Consider the following 15,035-nt stretch of genomic DNA (forward strand, 5'->3'; position numbering starts at 1 on the left):
CCGATCTTCGGTGCAATCGATTCGATCGCCGCCCACAGCGACGGGTACTCCCCGCGGTGCTCCTGCACCATCCTCACCGCGCGCTCACGCACCTCGGGTGAGAACTTGTTCGACTTCTTCATGGCTCAATCCTCTCAGAGTGTTGAGCCTCCACAAAATCCGGGGCGATTCAAAACTGCACTGTAGCGCGTTACTACGCCGCCCTGAAGGCCAGAATTTGCGCCCCTTGGCGCAACTCGTCGAGATGATCGGCCCACAGCTGCATCATCTTGCGGCGCTTCACCACAAACTCTGCTCGGTCGTAGGCGGCGCCCAGCGGCCCGCTCTTGCCGTGCGCGAGTTGCGCCTCGATCACCTCGGGCTCGACGTCCATCTGCTCGACCATGATCGTGCGCGCCATCGCGCGGAAACCGTGCGCCGTCATCTCGGTGTTGTCGAAGCCCATGCGACGAAGCGCGGTGTTCACGGTGTTGTCGCTCATCGGCCGCTCGCCAGTCAACAGGCTTGGGAAGACGTACTGGCCATGGCCGGTGAGCGGCTTGAGGTCTTCCAAGACAGCAACGGCCTGCGTGGGCAGCGGCACCAAGTGCGGCCGGCCGTTCAGCTTGGCGGTCTTCGTGCGCTTCATGTCCGCTGCGGGAATCGTCCACACCGCCTTCTCGAGGTCGACATTCGCCCATCGCATTTGCCGGATGTTGCCGGGCCGCTGGAAGAGAAGAGCGGAGAGGTGCAGCGCCGCGCGCGTGGCAGGCTGGCCTGCGTAGGCGGCGATGGCGCGCATCAACTCGCCGGCCTTCACCGGCTCGAGCACTGCAGCCATGTGCTTGACCTGGACGGGCACCAGCGCGCCCTGCAGGTCCGGCGCTGGGTTGCTGGTGCACCGGCCTGTTGCTATGCCGTGGCGGAACACTTGGCCCGACCATTGGCGCAGCGTGTGCGCGGTCTCGTGCGCGCCGCGAGCCTCGATGCGGCGCAGCACCTGCAACAGCATCGGCGCCGTGATGATGGAAAGCGGCAGGCTGCCGAGCCACGGAAATGCATCCTTCTCCATGATCGAGATCCAGCGCGCCGCGTAGCGTGGGCTCCAGGCCGAGCTCTTGGTCTTGTGATACTCGCGCGCCACCGCCTCGAAGCTGGCGTTGGTGTCGACCTTCCGCTCGAGCTTTTCGAGTTGCCGGCGCTGCGCGGGGTCGATGCCCTGCTGCTGGATCTTGCGGGCATCGTCGCGGCCGGTGCGCGCGGCCTTGAGCGTCACCTCGGGGTAGCTGCCCAGCGACAGGCGCTTTTCCTTGCCTTCGAAGCGGTACTTCCAGAACCACCTCCGCGAGCCGCTGGGCTCGATCTGCAGGTAGAGCCCTCCGGAGTCGGAGAGGCGCAGCCGCAGCTTGTCGGCGGGGCAAATGGTCTTCCTGCAGGCGGTGTCGGTGAGCATGGGGGAACAAATTCGACGACGGAGGTAGAAACTGTACCCGTTCCCCCGGATGTTCCCCCAAATTTGATGAATCTCAGCGGTTCATCGTGGTTGCTCGTGGGGCCTAAATTCCGCCTCTACAGAGGGGAAATTGGGTGCTCGTGGCGCCTTGTGGGGCTTCGTGAAGCACTCAATTGGCCTGCCCGGAGGGGATCGAACCCCCGACAACCTGCTTAGAAGGCAGGTGCTCTATCCAACTGAGCTACGGGCAGATTTGCGGCCTGAGAGAAGCCTGAAGAATCAATGACTTAGACGTCATTCTTTCCAGGCTGGCCGCGGCGAATTCTACCCAGTTCCTCATTGGCCTCGCGCCTGTGAGCTCGGGCTGCGGCGGCTCCCGCTCCCGGTGAATGGCCTCAGCAAGCACGGTGCGCCGAGGCCGGATTCCGGCAGGTGTTCTGTCAACGGTTGCAGGCTGCTGGCGCATTCGATATGATGCATATCATGCGAAAAGAGAAGACCAACGCCAGGGCCGCCGCGAAAGATGCCACGCACGAGCGCATCGTGTCCGTGGCCGCCCGCGCGATCCGTCGCAGTGGCTACGACGGCACGGGCGTCGCGGACATCATGAAGGAGGCCGGCCTGACGCACGGCGCCTTCTATGCCCACTTTGCCTCGCGCGAGGCCATGCTGGCCGAAGCTGCGGGCAGGGCGTGCGCGGAGTCCGCTTCCGCGGCCGCGCAGGTCGTGGCCACCACGCCCACCGACAAGGCGCTGGCATCCATGCTGGGCGCCTATCTCTCCAAGGAGCATCTGGAGCACATCGACGTGGGGTGCCCATTGGCCGCGCTGGGCTGCGAAACCTCGCGCCAGGTGCCTGAAGTGCGCCGGGTGACCACGCTGCACATCAAGGAAATGATCGACCTCATGGCTCGCCAGTTGCCGGACTGGGGACAACCGGGCGCCCATGAACGGGCGCTCGTGACCATCTCGACAATGGTGGGCGCCTTGCTGCTGGCGCGCGCAGTCGACGAGCCTGCGCTGTCCGACGCCTTGCGCCAGGCCGCGCTCAAGCACCTGAGCCCCACGGGCAGCTGAATCCGCCGATGGACGCAGCTGCCCATTTTTTCGCCTCCACATATGACGAACATCATGCGAAATGAAGAGATCGACAACACCTGGCGTGCCGGGAACAAGGAAGAACGATGAAGGCATTCGTGCTGGAGCGCTATGGAAAAAAGCGCGCATTGCGATCGACGGACATGCCGACGCCGGAACTGCGCGACGACGAGGTCCTGGTCGAGGTGCATGCCGCGGGCGTGAACCTGCTGGACGCCAAGATCCGTGACGGCGAGTTCAAGCTGATCCTGCCTTATCGGCTGCCGCTGGTGCTGGGGCACGACGTGGCTGGCGTCGTGGTGCAGGTGGGCCGGCGCGTGCAGCAGTTCAGGCTGGGCGACGAGGTGTTCGCGCGGCAGGACGACTTCCGCATCGGCACCTTCGCCGAGTTCGTCGCGGTCAAGGAGGCGTCGCTGGCGCTCAAGCCCAAGGGCCTCAAGATGGCCGAAGCCGCGTCGATCCCCCTGGTGGGCCTGACGGCTTGGCAGGCACTGGTCGAGAACGCGAAGCTGAAGAAGGGGCAGAAGGTCTTCATCCAGGCGGGCTCGGGCGGCGTGGGCACCTTTGCCATTCAGCTGGCCAAGCACCTGGGCGCCACCGTCGCCACGACGACGAGCACGGCCAATGTCGAACTGGTGAAGAGCCTGGGTGCGGACGTGGTCATCGACTACAAGACGCAGGACTTCGAGGCGCTCTTGCGCGACTACGACGTGGTCCTGAACAGCCAGGACGGCACGACGCTCGAGAAATCGCTGCGTGTGCTCAAGCCCGGCGGAAAGCTGATTTCCATCTCCGGGCCACCGGACCCCGACTTCGGCAAGGAAATCGCAGCCCCCGGGTTCGTGAAGCTGGTCATGCGCCTGCTGAGCCTGGGCGTCAGGCGAAGGGCGAAGGCCCGGAGCGTCGACTACGCCTTCCTGTTCATGAGGGCGAACGGCGCGCAACTGCGAGAGATTGCACGGCTCATCGATGCCGGCGCCATCCGCCCCGTGATCGACCGGATCTTTCCGTTTGCCGCCACCAACGAGGCCCTGGCCTATGTCGAGGCCGGCCGTGCGAAGGGGAAGGTCGTCGTGCAGGTCAAGTGAACCCGATTCCTCAGCCGCCAACCCGCGAACCCCATCAACCCACCCATCCGTTTTTTTGGAGCCTCTCATGAAGATTGAAAACGCCGTCGCCCTCGTCACCGGGGCCAATCGCGGCATCGGCCTGGCTTTTGCGCGCGAACTGCTCGCCCGAGGCGCCCGCAAGGTCTACGCCGGCGCACGCGACCCCGTCACCGTCACGCAGGCCGGGGTGACGCCCCTGCGGCTCGACGTCAACCAGCCTGAAGACGTGGCCGCTGCCGCAGCGCAAGCGCCGGACGTCACGCTGGTGATCAACAACGCCGGCATCGCCCAGCCCGGCGGCTTTCTTGCAGCGGACAGCGAAGACGTCGCCCGGCGCATTTTCGAAACCAACTTCTTCGCCGTGCTGCGCATGAGCAAGGCCTTCGCGCCGATCCTCAAAGCCAACAATGGCGGCGCGCTGCTCAACGTGCTGTCGGTCGCCTCATGGGTGAATGGCGGCGAGCTGGCCGCGTACTCGGCCAGCAAGTCGGCTGCCTGGTCGCTCACCAACGCGCTGCGCAACGAGCTCGCGGCGCAGAAGACGCAGGTGCTGGGGTTGCACATGGCCTATGTGGATACCGACCTGACGCGCGGGTTCGAGGTGCCGAAGTCCAGCCCCGAGGAAATCGTCCGGCGCGCGCTCGACGGCCTCGAATCGGGCCTCGACGAGGTGCTGGCCGATGCGCTCACGCTGCAGGTCAAGCAAGGAATGACGGCGGCACGGCCGAGCTATCTGCCGCAGCTGGCCTGAGCCGGCTCCGGCCAGTTGCCAGCGATCCGCTTCTTTCGTCTCTTCCAGGAATGACCATGCTCTTCGAACCTCTCGCCACGCCTGCGTTTCAACTTGCCAACCGCGCCGTGATGGCGCCCATGACGCGCAGCCGCGCCGTCGATGCCAACACGCCCAACGACCTGATGGCCGAGTACTACGGCCAGCGTGCAACCGCCGGGCTGATCGTCACCGAAGGCACTTCGCCGTCGCCCAACGGCCTGGGTTACGCACGCATCCCCGGGCTCTTCAACGACGCGCAGGTGCGCGGCTGGAAAGCAGTCACCGGCGCGGTCCATGCCAAGGGCGGCAAGATCTTCGTGCAGCTCATGCACACTGGCCGCGTGAGCCACGCGGCCAACCTGCCGGTGGGGGCGGAGGTGATCGGGCCGACGGCCGATGTCTGCCCCGGCGAGATGTACACCGACACGCAGGGCATGCAGCCGCACAGCACGCCGCGCGCGATGACGGCCGCCGACATTGCCCACGCCGTGGGCGAGTACGCGAAGTCGGCGCAACTCGCCATCGAGGCGGGATTCGACGGTGTCGAGCTGCATGCCGCGAACGGCTACCTGATCGAGCAGTTCCTGAACGCCAATGTGAACCAGCGCACCGATGCCTACGGCGGCGGCATTGAAGGCCGCAACCGTTTCGCGCTCGAGGTGGCCCGCGCCACCGCCGACGTCATCGGTGCCGATCGCGTCGGCGTGCGGCTGTCGCCTCATGGCGTGTTCAACAGCTCGGGCGCCTTTCCCGATGTCGAATCGCAGTACCTGGCGCTCGTGCAGGCGCTGTCGGCGCTTGGCCTGCGGTACGTGCACCTGCTGGACCATTCGGCCATGGGCGCTCCGCCCGTGCCTGGCGAGTTGAAGTCCCGGCTTCGCGCTGCGTTCAAGGGCCTGTTCATCCTGGCCGGAGGCTTCGATCGCGCCAGTGCCGATGCAGCGCTCAAGGCCGGCCAGGCGGATCTCATCGCCTTTGCGCGCCCGTTCCTCGCCAATCCCGACCTGGTGGAGCGCATGCGGACCGATGCGGCGCTGAACGCCTTGGACATGGCGACGTTCTATACGCCGGGTGCCAAGGGCTACACCGACTATCCGGCCCTCGCGGGCTGATCGAGATACCTCGAAGGCCGAACACCATGAGTGCGACGCAAAGGCCGAACGTGACCTGGAAGGACGTTCCGACGCGGACGCTCACCGCGGGCGGCGTGGAGTTCGCCTACCGCGAACTCGGAACGCAGAACACGGGCACGCCGGTGATCTTTCTCATCCACCTGGCGGCCGTCCTGGACAACTGGGACCCGCGGGTTGTCGACGGCTTCGCGGCAAAGCATCGCGTCGTCACCTTCGACAACCGGGGCGTCGGCGCGTCCAGCGGCAAGCCGGCGTCGTCGATCGAGGAGATGGCCCGGGACGCCATCACCTTCATCGAGGCCATGGGGTTCGAACAGGTCGACCTGTTCGGCTTTTCGATGGGCGGGATGATTGCGCAGGAAATTGTCTTGATGGCACCGCAACTCGTGCGCCGGATGATCGTCACGGGGACAGGTCCCGCGGGCGGCGAAGGCATCGGCAAGGTGGCGCGGGTGACGTACCTCGACATGGTCCGGGGTTTGCTCACCCGCCAGGATCCGAAGCAGTTTCTGTTTTTCACCAGGACGCCCGCCGGCATTCAAGCGGGAAAAGCGTTTCTGCTGCGCTTGAAGGAACGCTCAGGAAATCGCGACAAGGAGATCACGGTGACCGCGCTGCAGGCGCAGCTGAAAGCGCTGCGCCGGTGGGGCGGGAAGAAACCGATGGATCTGTCGGGGGTTCGGCACCCGGTTCTCGTTGCCAACGGCGACAGCGATCGGATGGTTCCGAGTCAGAACACGCGGGATCTGGCGCTGCGGCTTCCGAACAGCGAACTTGTCATCTATCCCGACTCCGGGCACGGCGCGGTGTTCCAGTTTCACACCGACTTCGTGAGCAGGGCGCTCGCATTTCTCGCCTGACTGCGCGGGGCAGGGCCACAAAGCAAAACGGTGACAGCAACCTGAGTTGCTGTCACCGTTCACATTTTTTGGTCGGGGCGAAAGGATTCGAACCTTCGACCCTCTGGTCCCAAACCAGATGCGCTACCAGGCTGCGCTACACCCCGACAAGCCTTCTATTCTAGCCCGGATATTGGCCGGTTCCAGAATTTCTCTTCAACGCTTCACATACTGCGTCTTGCCGAAGAGAACTTCGCGCTCCTTGTCGCCGGTGAGGGGCTGGCGCAGGTCGGCCAGCACCTTCACGCCGCGCTGCACCGCGGGGCGGGCGGCGACGCCGTCGAACCAGGCCTTCAGGTGCGGGAAGTCGGTGAGGGTGATGCCCTGGTTCTCCCAGCTGCGCAGCCACGGGAAGATGGCGATGTCGGCAATCGAATAGGTCTTGCCGGCAATGAACTTGTTCTTCGACAGCTGCCTGTCGATCACGCCGTACAGACGCTTGGCTTCGTTGCTGTAGCGGTCGATGGCATAGGCGATCTTCTCGGGCGCGTACAGGCGGAAGTGGTGCGCCTGGCCCAGCATGGGGCCGACGCCGCCCATCTGGAACATGAGCCACTGCAGCACGTCGTAGCGCTCGCGGTCGCCGGTGGGCAGAAACTTGCCGGTCTTGCCCGCCAAGTACACGAGGATGGCGCCGGACTCGAACAGCGAGATGGGCTTGCCGTCCGGACCGTCGGGGTCGGTGATGGCGGGGATCTTGTTGTTCGGGCTGATCTGCAAGAACTCGGGCGCGAACTGGTCGCCCTTGCCGATGTTCACCGGGTGCGCGTGGTACGGCAGGCCGCACTCCTCGAGCATGACGTGAACCTTGTGGCCGTTGGGCGTGGGCCAGGAATAGACCTCGATGGGCGATGCAGCAGGCATGTCTCGGACTCCGGTGAATGTGATGCGCGTGGACGCGTGTGACGGGAGCCCGGCAGCATATACGCGGCCTCCGCAACGCGTGCAGGCGCGGGAATTCAGCCGACCTGGCGTTGGTGCGCGTTGCACCACATCCAGTCTTCGCCGGGCTCGCGCGACTGGATGACAGGATGGTTTTCGGCGCGTGAATGCTTCGTGGCATGCCGGTTCAGCGACGAATCGCAGCAGCCGACGTGGCCGCAGTGCACGCACAGGCGAAGGTGGACCCAGGTGTCGCCGGTCTTCAGGCACTCTTCGCAGCCGCGCAGGGTGTGGGGTTGCGCAATGTCGGCTGGCACGTGGTCGCAAGGTTTGATTTGCAAGTGAAAGCTCCTCGGTCTTTGTGTTGTGTGTGTGTCGTGTTGCTGTGTTCGGCGGTGTGCTGTGCCGTGCCGCGGCGTCACGCCACGGCGGTCGACTGCGACAGGTGCTGGTGAATGAGCGCAACGGCCGCGGCGCCTTCGCCGATGGCGCCGCCCACGCGCTTGACGGAGCCCGAGCGCACGTCGCCCACGGCAAACACGCCCGACACGCTGGACTCGAGCTGCGTGGCCGGCCGCGCCGGAAAGCCGCTGCTCGCGGCGCTGCCGGTGAGCACGAAGCCGTTCTTGTCGACGCCCACGCCGCAGCCTTCGAGCCACGAGGTTTCGGGCTCGGCACCGACGAACAGGAAGATGTTGCGCGCCGGGCAGTCATGTTCGGCGCCGGTGGTGTGACAGCGCCATGTCGCGCCGGTCAGGCCTTCGTCGGAGCCGCCGTGCAGGCGCACGAGCTCCGTGTACGGCTGCAGCGAGATGTTGGGCGTGGCCTCGATGCGGTCGATGAGGTAGCGCGACATGCTGGCCGCCAGCGACGGCCCGCGCACCAGCACGTTGACCTTGGCCGCATGGCGCGACAGGAACACGGCGGCCTGGCCGGCCGAGTTGCCGCCGCCGACCAGCGCCACCTCTTGCTGCGAGCAGATCTTGGCTTCGATGGCCGAGGCCCAGTACCAGACGCCGCGGCCTTCGAACTCGGCAAGGCGCGGCACGTTCGGGCGGCGGTAGCGCGCGCCGCTGGCAATGACGACGGTGCGCGCGTTGATGGTGCGGCCGTCGGCCAGCGCAATGCGCAGGCAGTCGAGTGCGTTGTTGCGCGAGCAGTCGAGCGACGTCACCTTGGCCGGAATGAGCATCTCCACGCCGAACTTCTGCGCCTGCACGAAGGCCCGGCCCGCCAGCGCCTGGCCCGAGATGCCGGTGGGAAAACCCAGGTAGTTCTCGATGCGCGCGCTGGCGCCGGCCTGGCCGCCGAAGGCGCGGCAGTCGAGCACGATGACGCGCAGGCCCTCGGAAGCCGCATACACGGCGGTGGCGAGCCCGGCCGGCCCGGCCCCGACCACGGCCACGTCGAACAGCTCGTCGCGCTCGGCGGTGTCGACCATGCCCAGGCAGCGCGCGAGCGCGTCGTCGCCGGGGTTGACGAGCACGGAGCCGTCGGGGCACACGGCCAGCAGCTTGCTGGCGCCGTATTGCGCGAGGAGGGCGGCGGCGTCGGGGTCGTGCTCGGCGTCGACCAGGTGATAGGGATAGCCGTTGCGGCGAAGAAAGTTCTCCAGCCGTGCCATGTCGGGCGACTGCGGCGCGCCGATGAGCACCGGCCCGCTGGCGCCGGACTCGATGAGCGCCACGCGCCGCAGGATGAGTGCGCGGGTGATGCGCTCGCCCAGGTCGGCCTCGGCCACCAGCAGGGCGCGCAGTTGCGCGGGCGAGACAAGCAGGGCTTCGACGTCTTCGTCGGCATGGCCGTCGACCAGTGCCGGGCGGCCGCTCAACTGGCCGACTTCGGCCAGGAATTCGCCCGGCCCCTGCCGCACGATGGGCACGACGTGGCCAAGGCCGTCGCGCTGTGTCACGGCCACCACACCCTTGAGCAGCACGAACATGCCGGGGGCGGTTTCGCCGGCGGTGAAGAGCCGGCTGCCGCGCGCGAACTGCTGCACGCTGCCGAAGCGCGCAATGCGCGCAATCTCGGTGTCACTGAGAACGGGGAAAGTCTGGTGAAGGCGGCTGGTGTCGGTGCCGTTTGCGTCGAGGGCCATGTCTGAAAACTCCATGTCGCGAATCCATCGCATTAAACGACGAACCTGGTGCCCGAGCGGCGCGCATGCAATGCCAGAGCGGGTTTGCCGGGGTTTTGACGCCCTGTAACACCGTCATGCACCTGCAATCTTCCTGACATGCACGCTTCATGGCAGGTGCGGAGACTCCCTCGGCAGAAAGGGTTCCCCATGAAAGAACTGCCCAACCCGACGTTTCCGCTTTCGCAGATCGGGCTGCGCGCGGCCTTGTGGCCCGCTCCCGCAACCGGCGTTTCGACGGTTGCCCAGCCATCGATGCCTTCGGTTTCCTCGGTTGTCTCCATCCCGGCCCCGGCCCCGGCCGCCATCCTGCCGCCGGCCGTCGAATCCAGGCAAGGCATCACGGTGGGCTGGGCCCGCCACCTCGACGACGTGCGCGCCGCCCAGCGCCTTCGCTACGACGTGTTCGTCGGTGAAATGGGCGCCCGCGTGTCCTCGCCGCTGGCCGGCCACGACATCGACCTGTTCGACGATTTCTGCGAGCACCTGCTGGTGCGCGACGAACTGACCCAGCAAGTCATCGGCACCTACCGCGTGCTGACGCCGGCCCAGGCCCGCCGCGTGGGCAGCACCTACAGCGACACCGAATTCGACCTGACCCGCCTGCGCGACCTGCGCGAGCGCATGGTCGAGCTGGGCCGCAGCTGCGTGCACCACGAGCACCGCCAGGGCGGGGTGATCCTCGCGCTGTGGGGTGCGCTGGCCGGTTTCATGCACCGCAACAAGCTGGACACGATGATCGGCTGCGCCAGCATCCCGATGTCGCACAACGGCGTGACCAACGGTGACGCGGCGGCCAGCATCTGGCGCCAGGTGTCGGCCAAGCACATGGCCCCGATTCAATATCAGGTGCAGCCGCGCCTGCCGCTGCCGGTCGAACGGCTGGACAGCACGCTCGACGTGGAGCCGCCGGCGCTCATCAAGGGTTACCTGCGCCTGGGCGCCAAGGTGCTGGGCGCACCGGCCTGGGACCCGGACTTCAACGCCGCCGACCTGCCGATGCTGATGCGCATCGACGACTTGCCGGCGCGCTACCGCAAGCACTTCCTGGGCGCATGAAAGCAGCGGCCGTCCTGTCACAAACAGGGGCGGCCGCTCCGTCACACCCCGCAGCGGCCGCCTCGCCGCACAGCGGGCCGCCCGCCTTGTCTCCAGGCATGATGGAGCCGCACAAGGCCCACGCAACGGGGCTTTTGAAGGCGTCACGGGAATGTCATGAGAACGTCACAAACGACGTCGACACTGTCATATTTCCGCCTACGTGTGCTCCCGTGCCGCTTGCTCCAGAATCAGTCCCCATGCCAATCGCCTCCGCAGACCGGTTGCCCGCCGTCGCGGCGCCCACGTTCACGCTGCTCGACCGCGACCACAGCATCCTGTCGTTCAATGAACGGGTGCTCGACTGGGCCCATCGCCCCGAGGTGCCGCTGATCGAGCGGCTGCGCTACCTTTGCATCGTGTCTTCCAACCTCGACGAGTTCTTCGAGGTTCGCGCCGCGCCACACCTGATCGCGGGCAGCGCCGGCGACCACAAGGGCACCTACACGGTCGAGTCGTTCGAGCGGCTGGCCGAGGCGGCCCACAAGCTCGTGGCGCGCCAGTACGCGCTGTACAACGACGAGCTGATGCCGACCTTTGCCACGCACGGCATCCACATCATTTCGCACGGCGAGCGCAACCCGGCGCAGCGCAAGTGGGTCAGCGAATATTTCGAGCGCGAAGTGCGCCCGCTGCTGATTCCGGTCGGCCTCGACCCGGCGCACCCGTTCCCGCAGGTGGCCAACAAGTCGCTGAACTTCATCGTGCGCCTGGGCGGCAAGGACGCCTTCGGCCGCGAGAACCCGATCCAGATCGTCAAGGTGCCGCGCGTGCTGCCGCGCCTGATCCGCATGCCGGCCAAGGTGTCGGACGGCAAGACGCTGTTCGTGGCGCTGTCGAGCGTGGTGCGCGCGCACCTGGCGAGCATGTTCGTCGGGCGCGAGGTGGGCGATTTCTCGCAGTTCCGCGTCACGCGGCATTCCGACCTGGCGGTGGACGAGGAAGACGTGAAGAACCTGCGCACCGCCTTGCGCCAGGGCCTGCAGCACCGCCACTACGGCCAGGCCGTGCGGCTGGAGGTGTCGGCGAGCTGCGCCGAGTCGCTCGCGAGCTTCCTGCTGGCGCAGTTCAACCTGCCGCCCGAGGCGCTGTACCGCGTGCACGGGCCGGTGAACCTGGCCCGCCTCACGCAGTTGGCCGACCTGCTCGAAGAGCCGCAGCTGCGCTTTCCGCCGTACCCGGCCTCTTACCCGGTCACGCTGTCGCCCTCGCAGTCGTTCTTCGAGCGGCTGCAGCGCGGCGACGTGCTGATTCACCAGCCCTTCGAGAGCTTCGAGGGCGTGCTCGCGTTCCTGCGCGAAGCGGTCCTCGACCCGCAGGTGCTGGCCATCAAGCAGACCATCTACCGCACGGGCGCCGATTCGGAGCTGATGGACCTGCTGCGCGAAGCCGTGCGCCGCGGAAAGGAAGTGACGGTGGTGGTGGAGTTGAAGGCACGCTTCGACGAAGAGGCCAACATCAACTGGGCCGAAATGCTCGAGTCGATCGGCGCGCAGGTGGTGTACGGCGTGGTCGGCCTGAAGACGCACGCCAAGATGCTGCTGGTGACGCGCCGCGAGGGCAAGCAGATGCGCCGTTACGGCCATCTCTCCACCGGCAACTACAACCCGCGCACGGCGCGGCTGTACACGGACATCAGCCACCTCACGGCCGACCCGCTGCTGACCGCAGACATGGAAGCGGTGTTCGTGCACCTGGCCAGCCAGAGCCGGCTGCCCAAGCTCAACCGCATGTGGCTGGCACCGTTCGACCTGCACAAGAACATCGTGGCGCAGATCGATGCGCTGGGCCTGGCCGCTGCAGCGGGGCAGACCACGCGCATCGTCGCCAAGATGAACGCGCTGACCGACGAGGAAATCATCGGCGCACTGATCCGTGCCGGGCAGAAGGGCGTGAAGATCGACCTGATCGTGCGCGGCGCCTGCACGCTGCCCGCGCAGGTGCCGGGGCTGACCGACAACATCCGCGTGCGCTCGGTGATCGGGCGCTTCCTGGAGCACTCGCGGGTCTTCTATTTCCGCAACGGCGAGGACGAGTCGCTGTACCTGTCGAGCGCCGACTGGATGAACCGCAACATGATGCGGCGCATCGAGCTGGCCTGGCCGGTGACCGACCCCGGCCTGCGCCAGCGCCTGATCGACGAATGCCTGGTGGCCTACCTGCACGACGGACGCGACGCCTGGGACTTGGGCGCCGACGGCATCTACACGCGCATCGACCACGACACGCACCCGGGCGAGGAGGGCGCGTCGCGCGCCATCGAGGCCCACGGTGCGCAGGCCGCGCTCATGAACCGCTACGCATCAAGAGGGCATCTCAGAGATGCATCCAGCAACTGACGACCGAAAGACGATGACCATGGACTTGATCTTCTGGCGCCACGCCGAAGCCGAGGACTGGACCGAGGGTTGCGACGACATGCAGCGCTCGCTCACCGCACGCGGCGAAAAACAGGCCAAGCGGATGGCCAGCTGGCTCGACCGGCAATTGCCCGACGGTACGCGCATCATCTGCAGCCCCGCGCGGCGCTGCGAGCAGACGGCCCTGGCGCTGGGCCGCAAGTACAAGCTGCGCTCCGAGCTGGCACCCGAAACCACGGCCGAAGCCATGCTCGGCGCGGCCGGCTGGCCCAACGGCAAGTCGGTGGTGCTGATGATCGGCCACCAGCCGTCGGTGGGGCAGGCGATTTCGCTGCTGCTGGGCCTCAAGCAGGACAGCTGCCCGGTGCGCAAGGGCGCGCTGTGGTGGATCCGCACGCGCGAGCGCGACGGCGACGTGCAGACCGTCGTGGTGACGGTGCAGTCGCCGGAGCTGCTCTGACGCTTTCGGTCTTGGTTTTTGGGGTTTTAGGGGGCGAGCGGCTCAGCAGCCGCTGAGTTCCACGCGCCAGTTGCTGGTCTTCTGCCAGGCCAGCACTTCCTCGCGCAGCAGGTGCGCGGATTGCGGATAGGCATCGGCCCAGTCCGGCGCGCAGGCAATCGTGAAGGCCCGCACGCCCAGTGCCGCGACATGCAGCGCCTGCGGATCGGGGTCGCGTCGCGCATGGCACAGGATGATGGCGAGCCGCAGCGACAGCAGCTGCATGACGAAGGTTTCGTCGTCCAGCGCCAATTCGAGCTTGCGCAGCTTGCCGCGCTGGCCCAGCACCAGCTGGCCGAGCGCATGCATCTCGTTCACCGCGAAGCCCGGAGCGTCGGTGTTGTCGAGGATGTAGGCGCCATGCTTGTGATAGTCGCTGTGCGAAATCTGCGTGCCTATTTCATGCAGCTGCGCGGCCCAGCCCAGCTTGCGCAGCGCGCGGCCGGCGCGGCTCGACGTGCTGCCGCCACGCGCGGCCGGCGAGAGCTGCACGAACAACGCGGCGGCGATGTCGCCCACGCGCTTGGCCTGCGCCGTGTCCACGGCGAAGCGGTTGGCCAGCCGCGCGACCGTGGCGGTGCGCATGTCGGCCACGCTCTCGTCGCGTTCCAGCAGTTCGTAGAGCACACCGTGGCGCAGCGCGCCCTGGGCAACCTTCATTTCCTCGATGCCGAGCAGCTCGAACACCGCGCGCAGCACGCTCACGCCGCCGCCGATGACGGCCTTGCGGTCTTCGCGCATGCCGTCGATGCGCAGCTTGTCGGCGCTGCCGGCCTTCAGCAGCCGGTCGAGCAGCCAGTCGAGGCCTTCGCGCGTGACCATGCCGGGCTCGGCGCCCGAGGCGGCCAGCACGTCGCCGACCGCGCCGATGGTGCCGGAGGCGCCGTACGCCACGTCCCACTGGTCGCGGGTGTAGCTGGCAAGCGCGTCGTCGAGCACGGCCTTGGCCGCCACCTCGGCGGCGCGGAAGGCGGCGGGGGTGAACAGGCCTTCGCTGAAATGCTTCATCGACCAGGCGACGCTGCCCACGCGGTACGACTCCATGCGGTCGGCCACCAGCGCCTGGCCGATGATCATTTCGGTGGAACGCCCGCCGATGTCGACCACCAGCCGCCGTTCGGAGTCGGATGCGTCGGTGTGCGGCAGCATGTGCGCCACGCCCTGGTAGATAAGGCGGGCTTCTTCCCGGCCCGGGATCACGTCGATGCCGAAGCCCAGGATGGTGCGCGCGCGCAACAGGAACTCTTCGCGGTTGCGCGCTTCGCGCAGCGTTTGCGTGGCCACGGCACGCACCTGCGAGCGCTTGAAGCCGGCCAGCCGCTCGCCGAAACGGGCGAGGGCGTCCCAGCCGCGCTGCATGGCCTCGGTGGTCAGGTTGCGGGCGCTGTCCAGGCCGTTGCCCTGGCGCACGGTTTCCTTGAGGTATTCGGTGCGGTGGATCTGGCCGTGGTCGACCTGGCCGATTTCGAGCCGGAAGCTGTTCGAGCCGAGGTCGACTGCTGCGAGGCGGGTGCCGTTTTGCATGTAATTCCGAAGAAGAAGCGGGGTTGTCTTTGTTGTGTTTGATCGTAGCGCCAGGACCGGCCCGTGATGGACCGTGATCGGCCCTGATCGGC

The 15,035-nt window shown here is 66.8% G+C and carries 13 protein-coding genes, 2 tRNA genes and 1 pseudogene; 8 read left to right on the forward strand and 8 right to left on the reverse strand.

Features of this window, described 5'->3' with window-relative positions:
- From BM004_RS40635 to BM004_RS10430, 3 genes and pseudogenes are all read right to left on the reverse strand, one after another.
- Positions 1-122 (reverse strand): annotated as a pseudogene (locus BM004_RS40635) (IS3 family transposase); the annotation flags it as partial.
- Positions 123-193: 71 nt separating this feature from the next.
- Positions 194-1,432, reverse strand: coding sequence for a tyrosine-type recombinase/integrase (locus BM004_RS10425; RefSeq protein WP_093213104.1), 1,239 nt, complete (start codon positions 1,430-1,432; stop codon positions 194-196).
- 174 nt (positions 1,433-1,606) lie between these two features.
- Positions 1,607-1,683, reverse strand: a tRNA-Arg gene (locus BM004_RS10430).
- A 220-nt stretch (positions 1,684-1,903) separates the two neighbouring features.
- Here BM004_RS10430 and BM004_RS10435 point away from each other — a divergent pair.
- The 5 genes from BM004_RS10435 to BM004_RS10455 all read left to right on the forward strand — a co-directional run bounded on the left by BM004_RS10435 (position 1,904) and on the right by BM004_RS10455 (position 6,404).
- Positions 1,904-2,509, forward strand: a complete 606-nt coding sequence (locus BM004_RS10435; protein ID WP_093213106.1) for a TetR/AcrR family transcriptional regulator — start codon at positions 1,904-1,906, stop codon at positions 2,507-2,509.
- A 107-nt stretch (positions 2,510-2,616) separates the two neighbouring features.
- Positions 2,617-3,618, forward strand: a complete 1,002-nt coding sequence (locus BM004_RS10440) for an NADP-dependent oxidoreductase (RefSeq protein ID WP_093213108.1) — start codon at positions 2,617-2,619, stop codon at positions 3,616-3,618.
- A 67-nt stretch (positions 3,619-3,685) separates the two neighbouring features.
- Positions 3,686-4,390: an SDR family oxidoreductase gene (locus BM004_RS10445; RefSeq protein WP_093213110.1), complete on the forward strand. Its 705-nt coding sequence runs from the start codon at positions 3,686-3,688 to the stop codon at positions 4,388-4,390.
- A 56-nt stretch (positions 4,391-4,446) separates the two neighbouring features.
- The gene (locus BM004_RS10450; protein ID WP_093214044.1) at positions 4,447-5,523 is read left to right on the forward strand and encodes an alkene reductase; all 1,077 of its coding nucleotides are present in this window, start codon (positions 4,447-4,449) and stop codon (positions 5,521-5,523) included.
- Positions 5,524-5,549: 26 nt separating this feature from the next.
- Positions 5,550-6,404 (forward strand): alpha/beta fold hydrolase, encoded by an 855-nt coding sequence (locus tag BM004_RS10455; protein WP_093213112.1) that lies wholly within the window; start codon positions 5,550-5,552, stop codon positions 6,402-6,404.
- 69 nt (positions 6,405-6,473) lie between these two features.
- Here BM004_RS10455 and BM004_RS10460 read toward each other — a convergent pair.
- From BM004_RS10460 to BM004_RS10475, 4 genes are all read right to left on the reverse strand, one after another.
- Positions 6,474-6,550: transfer RNA gene (locus tag BM004_RS10460), tRNA-Pro, on the reverse strand.
- Between the two features lie 49 nt (positions 6,551-6,599).
- Complete coding sequence (locus tag BM004_RS10465) at positions 6,600-7,307, reverse strand: glutathione binding-like protein (RefSeq protein ID WP_093122849.1); 708 nt, start codon at positions 7,305-7,307, stop codon at positions 6,600-6,602.
- A 95-nt stretch (positions 7,308-7,402) separates the two neighbouring features.
- Positions 7,403-7,666, reverse strand: a complete 264-nt coding sequence (locus tag BM004_RS10470) for a UBP-type zinc finger domain-containing protein (RefSeq protein WP_093122846.1) — start codon at positions 7,664-7,666, stop codon at positions 7,403-7,405.
- 77 nt (positions 7,667-7,743) lie between these two features.
- A complete protein-coding gene (locus BM004_RS10475; RefSeq protein WP_177206480.1) occupies positions 7,744-9,423 on the reverse strand; it encodes an FAD-dependent oxidoreductase in 1,680 nt (559 codons plus the stop codon).
- Between the two features lie 189 nt (positions 9,424-9,612).
- On the opposite strand from BM004_RS10475, the gene BM004_RS10480 reads away from it, so the two are divergent.
- The 3 genes from BM004_RS10480 (at position 9,613) to BM004_RS10490 (ending at position 13,380) form a co-directional block, all read left to right on the forward strand.
- Positions 9,613-10,521, forward strand: coding sequence for a GNAT family N-acetyltransferase (locus BM004_RS10480; RefSeq protein ID WP_093213114.1), 909 nt, complete (start codon positions 9,613-9,615; stop codon positions 10,519-10,521).
- A gap of 239 nt (positions 10,522-10,760) precedes the next feature.
- Positions 10,761-12,899: a polyphosphate kinase 1 gene (ppk1, locus tag BM004_RS10485; RefSeq protein ID WP_256219852.1), complete on the forward strand. Its 2,139-nt coding sequence runs from the start codon at positions 10,761-10,763 to the stop codon at positions 12,897-12,899.
- A 19-nt stretch (positions 12,900-12,918) separates the two neighbouring features.
- Positions 12,919-13,380, forward strand: coding sequence for a SixA phosphatase family protein (locus tag BM004_RS10490; RefSeq protein WP_177206482.1), 462 nt, complete (start codon positions 12,919-12,921; stop codon positions 13,378-13,380).
- 42 nt (positions 13,381-13,422) lie between these two features.
- Here BM004_RS10490 and BM004_RS10495 read toward each other — a convergent pair whose 3' ends face one another.
- Complete coding sequence (locus BM004_RS10495; protein ID WP_093213118.1) at positions 13,423-14,943, reverse strand: Ppx/GppA phosphatase family protein; 1,521 nt, start codon at positions 14,941-14,943, stop codon at positions 13,423-13,425.
- Positions 14,944-15,035: the final 92 nt, after the last annotated feature.

It is taken from the genome of Variovorax sp. OK212 (assembly GCF_900112425.1).
Lineage (GTDB): Bacteria > Pseudomonadota > Gammaproteobacteria > Burkholderiales > Burkholderiaceae_C > Variovorax.